The following is a 16,091-nucleotide window of genomic DNA, read 5'->3' as shown; positions in this document are numbered from 1 at the left end:
CTAGGGCGTGTCTCCCAAATCGGTTGATCGCTGACTGGAAAACTTGGCGGCGTGTCTCGTTTTCAAGTTTTTACTGATGATCAGTGGGCCCGCGTTGAGCCGTTGCTGCCCAGCTCTGACGGCCAACGCGGGCGTCCGTTCCGGAACCACCGGCAGGTCGTGGAGGGCATCGCGTACCGGTATCGGTGCGGGATTGCCTGGCGGGACCTGCCAGAGCAATTCGGCCCGTGGCAGACGGTGTGGAAGCGCCACCGCCGCTTTGCAGCAGACGGGATCTGGGATCGGATCCACGCCGTGCTGCTGTCCGAAGCCGACACCGCCGGAGAGATCGACTGGACGGTGTCAGTGGACTCGACGATCAACCGCGCCCACCAGCACGGAACGAACCTACCCCGCAACACAGGGGGACCCGCTGAATTACAAGAAACTATGGGCTGAGCCTGAGGACCACGCCGTCGGCCGCTCCCGGGGCGGACTGGGCACGAAGATCCATCACGCCTGCGACGGGAAAGGCCGGCCCCTGGCCTTCCTCCTCGGACCGGGTCAGGGTTCAGATTCGCGGATGTTCCCGCACGTCATGGACGCCATCAGCGTCCCGCGCCCCGGTAAGGGGCGGGCCCGAACCCGCCCCCGGTCCGTCGTCGAGCAGTCCTTCAACATCTTCAAGCAATGGCGCAGCATCGCCACCCGGTACGACAAGCTCGCCATCACCTATCGGTCCGGGGTCGCTCTCTACTCAGTCCTGATCTGGCTACGTCAATAAGGAGACACGCCCTAGCCGCCCATTGAGGTGCGGACCGCTTCACCCCAGGACTGCCGTGCCAGCTCCGCCACCGCGGCAAGAATGTCCGACGGCGGCAGCGACAGATCCAGCGGAAACTCCACGATGTCGATATCGGTGTTGAGTATCCGCCGCAGCTTCATCTCGCCGGCACCCGCGTAGACGAGCCAGGCCGTCGGCACGCCAAGGGCAGTGCAGTGGGCCAGCATCTGGTAGTGGTCGGCGGTGAGGGATGCGCCGAGATCCGCAGCGGCCTTGTACTTGGCGTTATAGACCACCACGGGGCGGCCGTCCAGCACGTGCACGGCATCCGGTCGGACCGAGAGCCTGTCAGCATCGCGGACGGCCTCGCTGAGGAGCGCGTTGTACTGCAGCCGCGTCTCCCCCGGATACACCGCCATGGCCTCGCGGAGCGCCGCGCCCACGAAGTCCTCAAACACCTGCGCCATGTCCACCACGAACGATGCGGTCTGCTGCTTGCCCTCGCCGGCTTCGGCCGACGCGTTCCGGAGGATCAGCCCGGCCAGGCGCAGCACTGAGTGGTAGCGGACGTTCATCCTGCTCGGTGTCCACGGCGGCAGCGGTGCGCCGGCCGGAAGCCGGGTGACGGCGTCGAGCTTTCCCTTGAGCTGGCGCAAGCGGCTCAGGACCTCAGGCCGGACCCGCGGGACCTGGCCCATGCGTTCCAGTGCCGCGCGCAGGATCCGGTTTTCGGCAATGTCCTCGGTGAACTCGTCGTAGGACACCTCCAGCGGCACCAGCATGCCCGGGCGCCGGGAAATCTGGTCCGAAATCCGGATGCGACCCTTGACCGTGCGGAGTGACTCGTCCACGGTCAGGTAGCCCTGCAGCACTCCGCGGCCCAAGGCACGCTCCGCCGACTGTGCCAACGACTCCGCCAGCGCACTCCAGAGTTCGCGGTCCTCGACAGCGGACACCGAGTCTGCCCGGAAGCCTTGGTTGCCGGCATAGCTGAGAAGGAAGAGCAGCCGGCTCAGGCCCAGCCGGTCCTTGGGCCGGACATCCAGCTGCATGGTGGCCGTACGGACCGACCCCACCTTGCCCACCGGCTCGATCCGGTAGAGGCCCATGCCCATCGGCGAGGCCTTAGCCAGGCCGCTCGAGTTCAGGAATGCGGCGCTGGCGGCATCGAGCCGTTCCACAACGCCGCCCGACAGCTCGTCCAGGACCAGGTGCCTGCTCCCCTTCGCCGGGGTGCCATGCGCCGGGGCCTGCCTGGGCTTAGCCGGCAGCGGCTTGGTCGGCCGGAGCTTGGCCGGGTTGCCCTGGGCCGGCCCGGCATCGGCCGGCAGCCCCTTAGCTGGCCGCAAGGCGTCCCAGCAGCGGTTCCAGCCCGAACCGCTCCTCCAGCTGCGCCCGGGTCAGCTGTCCGTGGTAGTGCTCTTCCAGCAGCGGCATCAGCTCGTACTTCCAGATCCGGCGCAGCCCGGCCGGGGTCTGAGCTGCCGGTTTCATGAAGTACGAAGGGCCGATCATCAGGTCCCGGTCCCACTCGTCAATGGCCGCGTTCAGCGCATCGAGCAGCAGCGCCGGGGTGGTATCGAGTTGCCGCGCCTGCAGGAAGCGCAGCAGCGAGCCTTTGACCGGTTCGGTCTGCGGGTGCAGCTCGATGAACGCGAACCGGCGGCGGATGGCGGCATCCATCATGGCGATGGACCGGTCTGCGGTGTTCATGGTGCCGATGATGTACAGGTTGTCCGGCAGCGTGAACGGCTCGTTGGGGCTGTACTGCAGGTAGATCCTGTCGTCACGGTACTCGAGCAGGAAGTACAGCTCACCGAACACCTTGGCCAGGTTGGCGCGGTTCATCTCGTCGATGATCAGGAAGTACGGTTTCTTTTCGTTTCCGGGCTTCGCTGCTTCTTCGGCCAACCGGCGCAGCGGGCCCGCCACGAGCTTGAAGGACACCTGGCCCTCGTCGGTTTTATCCGGCCGGTAGCCTTCGAAGAAGTCCTCATACGCGTAGGACGGGTGAAACTGCACCAGCTTCACCCGTTCGTCCGTGCTGTCCTGTGCGAGCTCCGCGGCGAGGTGCTTGGCGAGGTATGTCTTGCCGGTTCCCGGCGGGCCGTAGAGAACCAGCTGACGGTTCTCCTCCAACAGTTCCGCGATCTCCTGGAGCGGTTCGAGGTCCATGTGGAGGGAATCGGCGAAGTCGCGGCTCAGCGGGCGGAAGCCCTCCTGCACCGGGACGACTTCGACGGCGGCTGTGGCGGGGTCGTCGTCGTCCGGTTCCGCCTCGCCGGGAACGAGCGCCTGCAGCGCCTGCACCACCTTGGTGACGTCCACAATGATGCCGGCGGTGGCCAGCTGGCGCTGCACGTGACGGGGAAGTTCGCCCATGGGGTGCCCTTCGTCGTCGAGCCAGCGGACCTTGCGCCGCATCTGGCGGTTGTCCTCATTGTGCTCAGGTTCACCGAGCACCACGCCAAGCCGTACCGTGCCCGAGTTCTGGTACAGCACAAGGTCGCCGGGTTTCATGACGGTCAGGAAGGCGAAGACGGCGGTCTTGGTGTCCTCCCGCTCCACGTAGCCCAAGTGCTTGTAGTCCTCGTCTACGGCGTGCTGGACCAGACCCGCAGTTACGCCGGGGTCGAGGTGGCGGAGATGTTCGACGTCGAGCGTCACTTTTTCCTCCTCGTGCCACGCGGCGAGGAGCTCGGCGTTGTCGCTGTGGGTACGCAGCAACCACGCGCGGCGGCCGGGGTCCCCGACCTTGCGCCACTGACTCACGAGCTGGCGCGCGTACCAATCGATGCGCTGCCCGGCCTGTTCGTCCAGGTGCAGACGGATGCGGTGGATGTCTGCGGTGATGTCCTCGTCCGAGTCGCCGTTGGCGCCCCCCACCAGGGAAGCAAAGGCATCACGGATTTCCCGGCGTTCAACATCGGCCACTACCGGTTCAAAATAGCTGGGCCACGCAAGGTACTCGATGCTGCGCCGGATGGCAGGCTGGTCCTCCGGCGTGCCGGCAGCCAGCTCGTGGAACTTCAGGGGGTCCTTCAGCGCCTTGTTGATGGCCGCCGGGACCTGCTGGTCCACGTGCTGCACGAAGCGGCAGAGCCACTTCAGGTGGTCCCAGATGGTCCAGTTGAATTCGGCGGTGCGGTCCCTGATCACACCGTGGTCCGTCATGCCCATGTACAGTTCCTGGGGCAGTTCCAGTTCAGGCTCCAGCCAGGAAGCTGCTTCGGCCACGCGGGCGCGCTTGACCTTGAGCGACTTCACCTCGTGGGCCAGCGGCAGGGACTGCAGGAAAAGCAGTTCCACGGCGAGCTGTTTGGCCTCGCGTGAGGCGCCCTCGAGGTTCTGCCGGAGATTGGTCATCATGGGCGCCTTGGCATCCGCCACCCCTTGTTCCAGGCGTGCCAGCAGCTCGGCCGCAGCGTCCGCCGTCCAGGTAAGGGTCCTGCCGTCCAAGGCCGAGGGCTTGCCCTGCAGGCCCGGACCGAGTACAAACCACGCGGCCTCCTCGATCTCCTTGGAGACGCCGAGGGCGCGGTGCATTGCAGTCTTGGGAGGCGGGGTCATATGTTCAAATTTACAGGCTCAAGCTGGGTGCCTGCTCCTAGGTCCCCGCCCTCGCCGATCTTGCCGGCGCGTCCTAGGAATTTGCACCGGGGCGCTTGCGCCCAAGAATGAAGTAGCCCATCGGCCCGATGAAATTGATGAGGGCAGCCGCCCGCCAGGCTGCCTTGGGCCCGTTGATTTCGGCTGCCGGGCGCCTGCTGATATCCCGCTGGGCAGCCAGCATCAGCGCCACCTGCACTATCCCCGCCGCCACGAATCCTGCCCGTGCCGCCGGCGACATCTCTTTCCAGGTCTTTTTGGTTTTCTTGGCCATGGTCATCTCTCCTTAGTGGATATACACAGTGTCGGGTGTGCACCGCGCCCGTGCAACGGGTCAAAAAGTGAACGGCGCCATCCGTTCCTTTTGCTCGGGTGTCAGACGCAGGACGCGCCCGGAGGCCTCGTCAACGAACGCGAGGTGGCTGCTGGCCCGGACGCAGTCCTCGCGGGTCACCGGGTCCTGCACCACATAGTGAATGTCGAAGCTGGCGCCTTTTATGGCGCCGATCCACACCTGGACCACGGCCGGGACGTTGCGGTATTCGAGCGTCTTGACGTAACGGATCTTGTGGTCCACCACGAGGGCCAGGGTGCCGTCCGGGACCTCATTGAAGAGTCCGACTTCGGGCTCGATGCCCGGCAGGCCGGTACCCCGCGGCGGCCCGAACGCAGCAATCCGGGCTTCCTCCATGATCCGGACGATCTGGACGTTGTTGATGTGTCCGTAGGCGTCCATATCGCCCCAGCGCATCGGGACCAGGACCTCGATGCGCCGGGGTTCATACGCGCTACCGTTCGCGCTCAGCTGTGCACCGCCGTCGAATCGTCCACCACGGTTTCCTCCACGTCGGAACCGGCGAACTGCGACATGTACAGGCGGTAGTAGGCGCCTTCGGCTGCCAGCAGTACCTTGTGGTTGCCCTGCTCCACGATCTTGCCGTTCTCCATCACCAGGATGGTGTCGGCATCGCGGATGGTGGAAAGCCGGTGGGCGATCACAAAGCTCGTGCGGTCCGTCCGGAGCGCCGCCATGGCTTTCTGGACCAGCAGTTCGGTGCGGGTGTCCACGGAGCTGGTGGCTTCATCGAGGATGAGCAGCGACGGGTTGGCCACGAACGCCCGAGCGATGGTGATGAGCTGCTTCTCACCGGCACTGACGTTGTTGCCCTCCTCATCGATCACGGTGTCGTACCCATCCGGCAGGGCGCGCACAAAGCGGTCCACGAACGTTGCCTTCGCCGCCGCCATGACCTGGTCCTCAGTGGCGTCAAGGTTGCCGTAGCGGATGTTGTCGTAGATGGAGCCGCCGAACAGCCAGGCATCCTGGAGCACCATGCCCACCTTGGACCGCAGCTCGGAGCGGCTCAGCTTGGTGATGTCCACGCCGTCCAAGGTGATGGCCCCGGAGTTGAGCTCATAGAAGCGCATCACCAGGTTAACCAGGGTGGTCTTGCCCGCGCCGGTGGGGCCGACGATGGCCACCGTGTGCCCGGGCTGGGCCGTGAAGGAAAGGTTTTCGATGAGCTTCTTGTCTTCGGTGTAGCTGAACGTGACGTCCTGGAACTCCACGTGCCCGTCGGTCTTGGCCGGCAGGTGATCGGTGGCGGTCTCGGCATCCTGCTCATCGGCGTCGAGAAATTCAAACACCCGCTCGGACGAGGCCACGCCGGACTGGAGCATGTTGGCCATGCCCGCCATCTGCCCCAGCGGCTGGGTGAACTCGCGTGAGTACTGGATGAACGCCGTCGCGTCACCCAGGGACATCGAGCCCGACGCCACCCGCAGCCCGCCCACCACGGCGATGCCAACATAGCTGAGGTAGGAAACGAACTGCATCACCGGGAAGATCATGCCGGAAACGAACTGGGCCCCGAAGCTGGCCTTGTAAAGGGCCTCGTTCCGCTCTTCAAAGCGTTCCAGCATGTCGGCGTCGCGGCCGAAGACCCGGACCAGGTCGTGACCGGAGAAGGACTCCTCGATCTGGCCGTTCAGCTCACCCGTGTTCTTCCATTGGGCGGCGAAGAGCTTCTGGCTGCGCGAACCGATCAGCCCGGCGGCAACACCTGACAACGGAAGCGCGATCAGGGCGATCAGGGCGAGCTGCCAGGACACGATGAACATCATGATGACAATGCCGATGACCGTCAGGAGGGAACTGATCAGCTGCGCGAAGGCCTGCTGCAACGCCTGCTGGACGTTGTCGACGTCGTTCGTCACCCGGGAGAGCACGTCGCCGCGCTGGCGGGTGTCGAAGTAGTTCAGCGGGAGCCGGTTCAGCTTCTTTTCGGTATCGTCACGGAGCCTGCGGATCACCTTCATGACGATGCGGTTCAGCACGTAGCCCTGCAGCCACAGGAAGATGTTGGCCACGAAGTACATCAGCAGCACGATCGCGATCAGGACGGACAACTTTTGGAAGTTGATTCCGGTGCCCGGCACCAGTTCCATCTTCGCGATCATGTCCGCGAAGTTGTCCTGGCCCTGCTGGCGGAGCCCTTCAACAAACTGTTCCTTGCTGGCGCCGGCGGGCAGCTGTTTGCCCACCACGCCGCCGAAGATCACGTCCATGGCCTGGCCCAGGATCTTGGGGGCGATGACGTTCAGGACCACCGAGACGACAACCAGTGCCACCACGGCGAAGATGCCCATAGCTTCCGGTTTCAGGAGCCCCATCAACCTTTTGGCAGACGGCCAGAAGTGCTCAGCCTTCTTGGCCGGCATGCCGCCGAACATATCGCCGTCGGCCTCGGTTGGCTTGAATTCCTCCTCGAAGAATTCGTCATCCTCCAAGAGGCTTTCCGGGGTTGCCGCGGCGCCCGGGGTTACGTCCGCGCCTTGGTTCCCGGCCGGTGTCGAGTCCTTCTTTACGGCGCTCATGCCATTTCCTCCACGCTCAGCTGGGATTCAACAATTTCCTGGTAGGTGGGCGAGGTTTCCAGGAGCTCCGCATGCGTTCCGCGGTCAACGATCCTGCCGTTGTCCAGGACGAGGATCTGGTCGGCATCCGTGATGGTGGTGATGCGCTGGGCCACGATGATCACGGTGGCATCGGCGGTGGTCCGTTTAAGCGCGGCGCGGAGCCTGGCGTCCGTGGCCACGTCCAGGGCCGAGAAGGAGTCGTCAAAGAGGAACACCTTGGGCTTGGTGACCAGGGCGCGGGCGATGCACAGCCGCTGCCGCTGGCCGCCGGAGACGTTGGTGCCGCCTTGCGCGATGCGGGAGCTGAGGCCGTTCTTTTTCGCCCGGACAAAGTCCTCGCCCTGGGCGATGTGCAGCGCATCCCACAACTCCTGGTCGGTGGCTTCGGTCTTGCCGAAACGCAGGTTGTGCTCGATGGTGCCGGAGAAGAGATAGGGCCGCTGCGGGACCAGGGCAACGCGTTTGGTGATCTCGGCCCGGTCCAGGTTGCTCACCGAGACGCCGTCCAGCAGGACCTCACCCTCGGCGATGTCGTACAGGCGTGGAAGCAGGGACAGCAGGGAGGTCTTGCCTGCACCCGTGGACCCGATGATGGCCACGGTCTCGCCCGGCCTGGCAGTGAAGCTGATGTTGCTCAGCACCGGCGATTCGGCACCGGGGTAGGCAAAGGTGACGTTCCGGTATTCCACTACCCCCGCGAGGGCGGCGGGTGTTTCGGGACGTTCGGGATCGTGGATGGAGGGTTCCACGTCGAGCACTTCACCGATGCGGTCCGCGCAAACCGAGGCGCGCGGGATCATCATGGCCATAAAAGTGCCCATCATGACGGCCATCAGGATCTGCAGCAGGTACTGCAGGAAGGCGGTCAGGGCGCCCACCTGCATGTCGCCGGAGTCCACCCGCTGGCCGCCGAACCACAGGACCGCGGCAGTGGACAGGTGCAGGATCATGCCGATGGCCGGGAACATCAGCACAAAAAGGGCGCCGATCTTCAGGGAAACATCGGTCAGGTCCTTGTTGGCCACACCGAAGCGCCCGGTTTCAAAGGGTTCGCGGACAAAGGCGCGGACCACCCGGATGCCGATAATCTGCTCACGCAGGACGGCGTTGATGCGGTCAATCTTCTTCTGCATTGTGCGGAAGAGTGGCATCAGCCGGACCACCAGGTAGCCCACCACCACCAGCAGCACCGGTACGGACACCCACACCAGCCAGGACAGGCTCAGATCCTCGCGGAGGGCCATGATGATGCCGCCGATGCACATGATGGGCGTGGCCACCATGAAGTTCAGGCCCATCAGCACCAGCATCTGGACCTGCTGGACGTCGTTCGTGCCCCGGGTGATGAGCGTGGGGGCGCCGAAGGTGTTCACGTCCTTGGCGGAGAAACTGGTGACCTTGCGGAACACCCCGCGGCGAAGGTCCCGGCCCACGGCCATGGCAGTTTTGGAGCCGTAGTACACCCCGGCAATGGCGGTGCCCACCTGGACCAGGGCAACCAGCAGCATGACGGCTCCGGTCCGCCAGATGAAGTCGGTGTCTCCGCGGGAAACGCCTTCATCGATGATCTGGGCATTGAGGCTGGGCAGGTAAAGCGCTGCAATCGTGGACGCCAGCTGGAAAACAATCACGGCCACGATGTACGGCGTATACGGCTTGGAGTAGCGCCGTATCAGGGTGAGGAGCATGCCCACGGGTCCTTAAGGGAGAGAGCGCGAAATGGTGAGATAAGTACTAGCAGCAGAGGCTGACATTATTAGCCTACCTACTGTACGAAATCCGCTGCCCGGGCGAAATACGCCCGGGCAAAATCATCCTCAAGAGGTATGCGGACAGTGATCAGTGCCCCGATTTGGCGAGTTCCGGCGTCGCGCGTTCAGCATCCTCTGCCGTCGACGGGGCGGCGGGCTGGATGTCCACGGTGCGCCGCAGCGGGCGTTCCTTGATGAACAGGACCGAGATGAGTGCCACCACGGCCACCACGGCTGAGATCAGGAAGACCTCGGCGGTGGCATCGCCGTACGCGGCGCGCATGATCTCGCGGACAGGTGCGGGCATGTCCACAAGGTCCATGGAGGCCCCGGCCGAACCGCCGGTCACCGGGATGCCGGCCGCGGCCAGGCCTTGGGTGGCGAGTTGGGTGACCCGGTTGCTGAGCACTGCGCCCAGCACGGCGACGCCGATGGCCCCGCCCACTGAGCGGAAGAATGCCACGGACGCGCTGGCCGTGCCGATGTCCGAAGCGCGGACGGTGTTCTGGACGGCCAGCACGAGGTTCTGCATCAGCATACCCAGGCCGACGCCGAGGATGGCCGTGAAGATCCCGGCCTGCCAGAGTTCGGTGGTGTGGTCCATGGTGCCTGCGAGGCCCAGGCCGCCGATCAGCAGGATGGAACCGCCGATCAGGTAGCGCTTCCATTTTCCGGTGCGGCTGATCAGCAGGCCTGAAACAACCGAGCCCGTCAGGTTCCCGGCGATCATCGGAAGGGTCAGGAGCCCGGCTTCGGTGGGGGTGGCGCCGCGGGCAACCTGGAAGTACTGGCCGAGGAAGGTGGTGGAACCGAACATCGCGATGCCCACTGCCACGGAGGCGAGGATGGCCAGGGCGGTGGTGCGTTCGGAGATGATCTTCAACGGAATGATGGGCTGCTCCACCTTGGATTCGACGAGCACCAACAGGGCAAGCAGCACGACGCCGCCGCCCACCATGGCGGCCGACTGCCAGGAAACCCAGTCGTAGTAAGCGGGGTTGCCAGCGAAGGAAACCCAGATCAGGAGGAGGCTGACGCCGGAGGTCAGCAGGATGGAGCCGAGCCAGTCGATCTTGGCGGGGCGCCTGACGTGCTGGATCTTCAGGGTGACCTGCAGGAGGATGAGGGCGACGACGGCGAGCGGCACGCAGACGAAGAACGTCCAGCGCCAGCCCAGCGGGCTGTCCACGATGAATCCGCCGAGCAGCGGGCCGCCGGCAGTGCCGACAGCCATGACGCCGCCCATGTAACCGGAGTATTTGCCGCGGTCCCGCGGCGGGATCATGGTGCCGATGATGGCTTGGGCCAGGGCTGTGAGTCCACCCATGGCTACGCCCTGGATGACGCGTGCGGTGAGCAGCAGCGGGATGGTTTCGGAGAGCCCGGCCATTACGGAGCCGGCCACGAAGATGACAATGCTCAGCTGGACCAGGATCTTCTTGTTGAAGAGGTCGGCCAGTTTGCCCCAGATGGGAGTGGTGACCGCGTTCGCCAGGAGCGCGGCCGTGATCACCCAGGCGAAGTCCGTCTGGGTGCCGTGGAGATCGGACATGATGGTGGGGAGTGCGTTGGCCACGATGGTGCTGCTGAGGATGGCCGTGAAGAACGCAGCGAGGAGCCCGGTAAGGGCTTCCATGATCTGGCGGTGGGTCATCGCCAAGGGTGGTGCGGCGGGTGGCTGGCTTGACATATCAGTGCTCCTGAAAAGGCGTAGTGATGGGACCGGCCGCCGTTGCCCGGGCTGATTGTTTGAGGGATTCGGAGAGCCGGGTCAGGATTCGGGCCGTATCTTCGGCATCTTCCTGGCTCCAGTCGCTGAGGTATCCCTGCAGGGTGGCTGTGCGGTGTTCCTCGATCTGCCGAAGCTTCACGACACCTGCAGCCGAAAGGGCAACCAACTGGGCCCGGCCGTCGTCGGGATCCTGCCGCCGGACCACGTAGCCCTGCTCTTCAAGGTCCGCGATGTGGCGGCTGAGGACGGGGGCGCTGACGCCGAGACGCTCCGCGAGGTGCGTGGCGCGCGACTCCCCCTCCCCCACGAACCGGAGCACTCCCTGCAGCGCCACGCCGGTATCCTGCCCGCGGAAGCCCGCCGCAGCTACGCAACGGACCACACGTTGGAGGTCGAAAATACGGTAGACCAGATCCGCTGCGGTGTCCGGCGCGACTGCCATGATAAGTACTCCTCAGTTGTTTGCCTGAAGCAACTATATCCGAGATTGGTTGCTTTGGGAAACTAACCGAGACCGGTGAGGCCCCCTGTCCGCGGACAGGGGGCCTCAGGAATGTTTTTTGCTCTGAATAGAAGAAGCTTTCGGTGCGGTCTAGATGTCCACGTGCGTGGGCGCGAACATTTTGAGGAGCGTTTCGACGACGACGACGTTGGGTCCGTCGGCCTCGAAGCCTGCCTTGAGCGCGTCCCCCACGTCCTCCGGTGCCACGCGCGTGGCCGGTACCCCAAACGCTTCGGCGAGCTTGACGAAGTCCGGGCGGGCAAGCTCGGTGGCCGTAGCCTTGCCAAACGCCCCAACCATGTATTCACGCAGGATGCCGTAGCCGCCGTCGTCCACGATCAGCCAGGTGACCGGGACGTTGTGCTGTTTGGCAGTGGCGAGTTCGGAGATGGAGTACATGGACGATCCGTCACCGGAGACAGCGAGGACTCGCGAGGAAGCAGCGGGCTTGCCCGCCGTTTCCAGGCCCACGGCCGCGCCGATGGCTGCTGGGAAGCCATAGCCGAGGCCGCCCGCGCCCTGGGCGGAGTGGAACTGGCCTTCCCTGGCGTCCCAGCAGCTCCAGCCCCAATAGGCGGCGATGGTCATGTCCCAAAAAGTCTGCATGCCCGCCGGGACTGCCTCGCGGATATCGGCCATGAACTTCAGCTCCTTGGCCAGGTCCTGTGATTCCAGCCGGGCACGCACCTTGGCGAGGGACTCCTTGACCAGCACTTCGGGGGTGACGCCGTGCCAGTTCCGGTACGCTTCGGCGGCGCCGCTTCCGACGGATGCGCCCAGGGCTTCGTCGAGGGCGGCGAGCGCCTGGCCGGCGTCGGCCCGGATGCCCAGACCCGGACGGTTGGACTCGAGCACCCGCGGTTCGGCGTCGATCTGGATGATTCGGCCGCGGGGCTCGAAGGTGAAGTAGTTGGACGTAACCTCCCCCAGGGACGAGCCGATCACGATCAGGACGTCGGCATCCTCCAGGACGTCGGTCATGTACCGGTCCTCGATCCAGGACTGCAGCGACAGCTCATGGTTCCAGGGGAACGCGCCGTTGCCGCCCGGAGTACAGATCACCGGCGCCCGCAGCTTTTCCGCGATTGACAGCAGGGACTTTTCGGCCCGGCCGCGCCGCGTACCTCCGCCGGCGATGATGGCGGGACGTTCCGCCGTAGACAGCCACCTCACGGCCTCGCGGATCAGCTCCACCCGCGGGGGGTTGTCCGCGGCGGCGGCGAGCGCGTCCTCCACCGGCGGGACCATGATGGGATCCAGCAGCACGTTCTGCGGAATCTCCAGCCACACCGGGCCCTGCGGCGAGGAGATGGCCTCAGTCCAGGCGTCCTGGATGGCCGACGGGATGCCGGACGCATGCTGGATCAGGCGCTGGCTCTTGGTGACGTTCGCGGCCGAAGCCTTCTGGTCATCGAGCTGGTGCAGCATGCCCTTGCGCCGGGCGCCAAGGCCCTCGAGGGGGATCTGGCTGGCCACCACCACCATGGGCACGCCGGTGGCGTAGGCTTCCTGCAGACCGGCGAGGGATGTGAGCGCACCCGGGCCGGTGGACAGGAACAGCACGCCAACCTGCCCGGTGGCCCGGGCGTAGCCGTCAGCAGCAAACGCCGAGTTGTTCTCCACCCGGGAAGACACAAAATGCAGGTTGCCGCGGCCCATGGCATCAAACAGGCCCAGCGCGTGCTGGCCCGGAATACCAAAGACGGTCTTGGCACCGAGGGCTTCAAGGGTTTCGACGACGAGGTCCCCGCCGTTGCGCTGTCCGGTTCGCGTGTCGTCCTCTGCGGTGGCAGTTGTTGTGCCGGTGGCAGCGGCTGCGCGGGCGTCGAAATCAGTCATTCTCATGGCTCCTTCGTGGCGGCTGCGAAGCCGGCGGGTTGGCGGACTTCCCGGCCGAGGGACTGGGCGGCGTAGCCGTTGGCGGCGCCGAAACGGTCGCCCTCCACAGCATTGTCCGCCATGAGGGTGATCAGCTCATACGCCACATGGCTCGCTGCCACCCCCGTTATTTCGGCGTGGTCGTAGGCTGGTGCCACTTCGACGACGTCGGCGCCCACCAGGTTCAGGCCGCGGAGCCCGCGGATGATTTCCAGGAGCTCACGGCTGGTGATGCCGCCGGCTTCAGGGGTTCCGGTGCCGGGGGCGTGCGCCGGATCCAGAACGTCGATGTCTACGGAGATGTACAGCGGGCGGTTGCCGATCCGGTCGCGCACCTTGGCCACAGTCTCCAGGACGCCCTGGTAGTAGACGTCGGCGGAGGTGACGATGCCGAACCCAAAGCGGTGATCGTCGTCGAGATCCTTCTTGCCGTAGAGCGGCCCGCGCGTGCCGATGTGGCTGATGGCCTCAGTGTCCAAGATGCCTTCTTCAACAGCCCGGCGGAACGGGGTTCCGTGCGTATAGGCTGCGCCAAAGTAGGTATCCCAAGTGTCCAGGTGCGCGTCGAAGTGCAGCATAGCGACGGGCCCACCCGCCCGTTCGGCTGCTGCGCGGAGGAGGGGCAGCGCGATGGTGTGGTCCCCGCCGAGCGTCACCAGCTTGCTCCCGGCAGCCGTCAGGTCCAGGGCGTTCTGCTGGATGGTTTCGATGGCTTCGTTGATGTTGAACGGGTTGACCGCCATGTCGCCGGCGTCGGCCACCTGCACGTTTTCGAACGGGCTGACGTCCCAGGCCGGATTATAGGGACGCAACAGACGGCTGGCCTCCCGGACGTGGTTGGCGCCGAAGCGGGCGCCGGGCCGGTACGAGACGCCGGAGTCGAAGGGCACACCCACCACCGTGACGTCGGCGTTGGCCACCTGGTCCAGGCGCGGCAGCCGGGCGTACGTGGCGGCGCCGGCGTACCGCGGAATGCGGGCAGAATCGATGGGGCCGAGGTTCCCGTTGGCTTCGATGCGCAGCTCTTTCACGGCGGGCTCCTTCAAGGATTGGTCTATGACAGCCATCATAGACCCGAGTTGCCTTATGCGCATCAGTTGTTTACAAAGATCGGCCCATCTGGGGTCAAGTTAGCGGCTTGTTTGGCCCTGTCAGCGCACCCCGCGCGCTCCAGCCCAGTTGCCTTCGGTTTTAGCCGGGGCCTGCGGGTCACGTTGCCGGAATCCCGGGCTATGCGGCGCTCACCGAGCCCCGACGGAACGAGAAAGCGGGCTGGAAGGTACAAACCCCGCGCTTGAGGCTATCCACATACGGTCCATCGGGTCTCCCCGATGACAGCCCGGGGAGCATCCAATGACTCCATGGACATTTTCGAACACCTTCAACAGCTGGGGGCAGCCAGAACGGCCCAGCTACTCAGCGCCGGATACTCACGCCGCGACATTGGACACCTGGTGGGCCGCGGCGCCACACAGCCACGGCGGGGAATCTTCCTCGCACCGGGCTGCGACCCGGAGCTTGCAGGCGCCGTCTGCCACAACGGACGCCTGACCTGCGCCAGCGCGGCCCGACACTACGGGCTGTGGCTCCGGACCCCTCCGACCCAATTGCATCTTGCCTGCAATCACGGCCATGGCAGCGGCTTCATTCGGCACCGTACCGTCCGTTTCGACGGCCATCCGGTCCTGCCCGTCGCTGCAGTGGAAGACGTTGCATTACATGCGCTCGGATGCCTTGCACCTCCGTCATCCACCGCCATGGCCACCTCGGCAATTCGGCTGCACGGCGTGCCGCTCGATCTGCTCCGATACCAACTGGGCGGGGACCGGTCGGCGCCGACCCGACGGGCGCTGCAGGAGCTGGATCTGCGCGCGGAGTCCATCGTGGAAGTCGATGCGCAGCATCTCTTCCGGTGCAACGGCATCGACTTCGAACCCCAAGTGCAGCTTCCAGGCATAGGCCGAGTGGACTTCCTCTTGGATGACTTCCTGATCGTAGAAATCGACGGGTTCGCGTTCCATTCAAAACGGTCTGACATGCTGCGCGACCGCCGCCGGAACAACATGTCAACAGTCCAAGGCTTCGCGGTCCTGCGCTACATGCCGGAGCACATCTGGTTCCATCCGGAGCAAGTGTTGGCGGAAATCACGGCTGTGCTCGAGGCAAAGCGGGAGGTTCAGAAGTGACCACGTGCGTTCCTGCCCAGTTACCTCAGCGCAGCCCCCTTGAATCCGTTGTCACCGCGCGCCAACCCAGGCCATTGCCCGAAGCGCCGGCAACAAACTGGGCAGGAACGCACGTCTCCCTGGGTTCGCCCCCTAGCGACTTGCGGCCGGAACGAGGACCCACAGAACCTCCACCGGCTCGTCGGTCGGATTGACCCACGTGTGGGGTTCGCGGCCGGGGAAGGTCACGGTGTCGCCCGAGGTGAGTTCGAATTCCTCATTCGTCATGACCAGGCGGATACGGCCTCTGATCACATGCAGCACATCGACATCGCAGTCCACTGCATAAAGTTCCGCTTCGCCCCGGCCGTGCGGCCCAATAACGGCCTGGATGATCTGGATGCGGCGTTCGGACCGGGCAGTCAGCAGCCGCTCTACGATGCCTTCGCCACCCAGGGAGATCCGGGGACCTTCATCCCGCCTGGTCAGGTGCGTTTCGGGGGCAGCGAAAAGTTCGCCGATGGAGATGGACAGGACCTGGCACAAGGTCACCAGCGAGGCCACGGAGGGAGAGGTGAGGTCCCGTTCCACGCGGCTGAGGAAACCCTTGGTCAGGCCGGTGGCGTCCGCAACCTGTTCGATGGTCAGACGCTGCGACTGCCGGGCGGCACGGATTCTGGACCCGATGGCCACCGGAATGTTGCTCGGCTCTACTGGCAGTGCCTTCATGTGCGGACCTTTCGTGGCCGGCGGTCCGGCCCCATCTCTGGAG

Annotated in this window: 12 protein-coding genes and 1 pseudogene; 2 read left to right on the top strand and 11 right to left on the bottom strand. The window is 65.1% G+C overall.

The window, feature by feature from the left end; all coding sequences use genetic code 11:
* Positions 1-51: 51 nt before the first annotated feature.
* A pseudogene (locus tag AB4Y73_RS13975) lies at positions 52-763 on the top strand (IS5 family transposase).
* 11 nt (positions 764-774) lie between these two features.
* On the opposite strand, the gene AB4Y73_RS13970 reads toward AB4Y73_RS13975, so the two are convergent.
* From AB4Y73_RS13970 to speB, 10 genes are all read right to left on the bottom strand, one after another.
* A complete protein-coding gene (locus AB4Y73_RS13970) occupies positions 775-1,968 on the bottom strand; it encodes a 5-methylcytosine restriction system specificity protein McrC (protein WP_441872481.1) in 1,194 nt (397 codons plus the stop codon).
* A gap of 130 nt (positions 1,969-2,098) precedes the next feature.
* The gene (locus tag AB4Y73_RS13965; RefSeq protein ID WP_441872474.1) at positions 2,099-4,333 is read right to left on the bottom strand and encodes an McrB family protein; all 2,235 of its coding nucleotides are present in this window, start codon (positions 4,331-4,333) and stop codon (positions 2,099-2,101) included.
* A 73-nt stretch (positions 4,334-4,406) separates the two neighbouring features.
* The gene (locus AB4Y73_RS13960; protein WP_441872473.1) at positions 4,407-4,646 is read right to left on the bottom strand and encodes a PLDc N-terminal domain-containing protein; all 240 of its coding nucleotides are present in this window, start codon (positions 4,644-4,646) and stop codon (positions 4,407-4,409) included.
* A gap of 60 nt (positions 4,647-4,706) precedes the next feature.
* A complete protein-coding gene (locus AB4Y73_RS13955) occupies positions 4,707-5,123 on the bottom strand; it encodes an acyl-CoA thioesterase (RefSeq protein WP_441872472.1) in 417 nt (138 codons plus the stop codon).
* Between the two features lie 50 nt (positions 5,124-5,173).
* Positions 5,174-7,249, bottom strand: coding sequence for an ABC transporter ATP-binding protein (locus AB4Y73_RS13950; protein WP_441872471.1), 2,076 nt, complete (start codon positions 7,247-7,249; stop codon positions 5,174-5,176).
* Complete coding sequence (locus tag AB4Y73_RS13945) at positions 7,246-8,979, bottom strand: ABC transporter ATP-binding protein (protein WP_441872470.1); 1,734 nt, start codon at positions 8,977-8,979, stop codon at positions 7,246-7,248. The genes AB4Y73_RS13950 and AB4Y73_RS13945 overlap by 4 nt, the downstream gene beginning before the upstream one ends.
* A gap of 151 nt (positions 8,980-9,130) precedes the next feature.
* A complete protein-coding gene (locus tag AB4Y73_RS13940) occupies positions 9,131-10,732 on the bottom strand; it encodes an MFS transporter (RefSeq protein ID WP_441872469.1) in 1,602 nt (533 codons plus the stop codon).
* A 1-nt stretch (position 10,733) separates the two neighbouring features.
* Positions 10,734-11,216, bottom strand: coding sequence for a MarR family winged helix-turn-helix transcriptional regulator (locus AB4Y73_RS13935; RefSeq protein ID WP_441872468.1), 483 nt, complete (start codon positions 11,214-11,216; stop codon positions 10,734-10,736).
* A 150-nt stretch (positions 11,217-11,366) separates the two neighbouring features.
* Positions 11,367-13,115: a thiamine pyrophosphate-binding protein gene (locus tag AB4Y73_RS13930; RefSeq protein WP_441872467.1), complete on the bottom strand. Its 1,749-nt coding sequence runs from the start codon at positions 13,113-13,115 to the stop codon at positions 11,367-11,369.
* A gap of 2 nt (positions 13,116-13,117) precedes the next feature.
* Positions 13,118-14,185: an agmatinase gene (speB, locus tag AB4Y73_RS13925; protein ID WP_441872466.1), complete on the bottom strand. Its 1,068-nt coding sequence runs from the start codon at positions 14,183-14,185 to the stop codon at positions 13,118-13,120.
* 330 nt (positions 14,186-14,515) lie between these two features.
* On the opposite strand from speB, the gene AB4Y73_RS13920 reads away from it, so the two are divergent.
* Positions 14,516-15,340: a DUF559 domain-containing protein gene (locus AB4Y73_RS13920; RefSeq protein WP_441872465.1), complete on the top strand. Its 825-nt coding sequence runs from the start codon at positions 14,516-14,518 to the stop codon at positions 15,338-15,340.
* Positions 15,341-15,472: 132 nt separating this feature from the next.
* Here the strand turns inward: AB4Y73_RS13920 and AB4Y73_RS13915 are convergent, their stop codons facing one another.
* Positions 15,473-16,048 (bottom strand): helix-turn-helix domain-containing protein, encoded by a 576-nt coding sequence (locus tag AB4Y73_RS13915; protein ID WP_441872464.1) that lies wholly within the window; start codon positions 16,046-16,048, stop codon positions 15,473-15,475.
* Between the last annotated feature and the right edge of the window lie 43 nt (positions 16,049-16,091).

It is taken from the genome of Pseudarthrobacter sp. TAF60_1 (assembly GCF_052113505.1).
Lineage (GTDB): Bacteria > Actinomycetota > Actinomycetes > Actinomycetales > Micrococcaceae > Arthrobacter.
Note: the sequence above shows the minus strand (reverse complement) of the source record. Positions and strands in the feature narration are given on the sequence as shown.

Bases quoted from the DNA above. Each gene is read 5' to 3' on its own strand.
- AB4Y73_RS13965 (WP_441872474.1), bottom strand. From the start codon at position 4,333: ATGACCCCGCCTCCCAAGACTGCAATGCACCGCGCCCTCGGCGTCTCC.
- AB4Y73_RS13960 (WP_441872473.1), bottom strand. From the start codon at position 4,646: ATGGCCAAGAAAACCAAAAAGACCTGGAAAGAGATGTCGCCGGCGGCA.
- AB4Y73_RS13955 (WP_441872472.1), bottom strand. From the start codon at position 5,123: ATGCGCTGGGGCGATATGGACGCCTACGGACACATCAACAACGTCCAG.
- AB4Y73_RS13950 (WP_441872471.1), bottom strand. From the start codon at position 7,249: ATGAGCGCCGTAAAGAAGGACTCGACACCGGCCGGGAACCAAGGCGCG.
- AB4Y73_RS13945 (WP_441872470.1), bottom strand. From the start codon at position 8,979: ATGCTCCTCACCCTGATACGGCGCTACTCCAAGCCGTATACGCCGTAC.
- AB4Y73_RS13940 (WP_441872469.1), bottom strand. From the start codon at position 10,732: ATGTCAAGCCAGCCACCCGCCGCACCACCCTTGGCGATGACCCACCGC.
- AB4Y73_RS13935 (WP_441872468.1), bottom strand. From the start codon at position 11,216: ATGGCAGTCGCGCCGGACACCGCAGCGGATCTGGTCTACCGTATTTTC.
- AB4Y73_RS13930 (WP_441872467.1), bottom strand. From the start codon at position 13,115: ATGACTGATTTCGACGCCCGCGCAGCCGCTGCCACCGGCACAACAACT.
- AB4Y73_RS13920 (WP_441872465.1), top strand. From the start codon at position 14,516: ATGGACATTTTCGAACACCTTCAACAGCTGGGGGCAGCCAGAACGGCC.
- AB4Y73_RS13915 (WP_441872464.1), bottom strand. From the start codon at position 16,048: ATGAAGGCACTGCCAGTAGAGCCGAGCAACATTCCGGTGGCCATCGGG.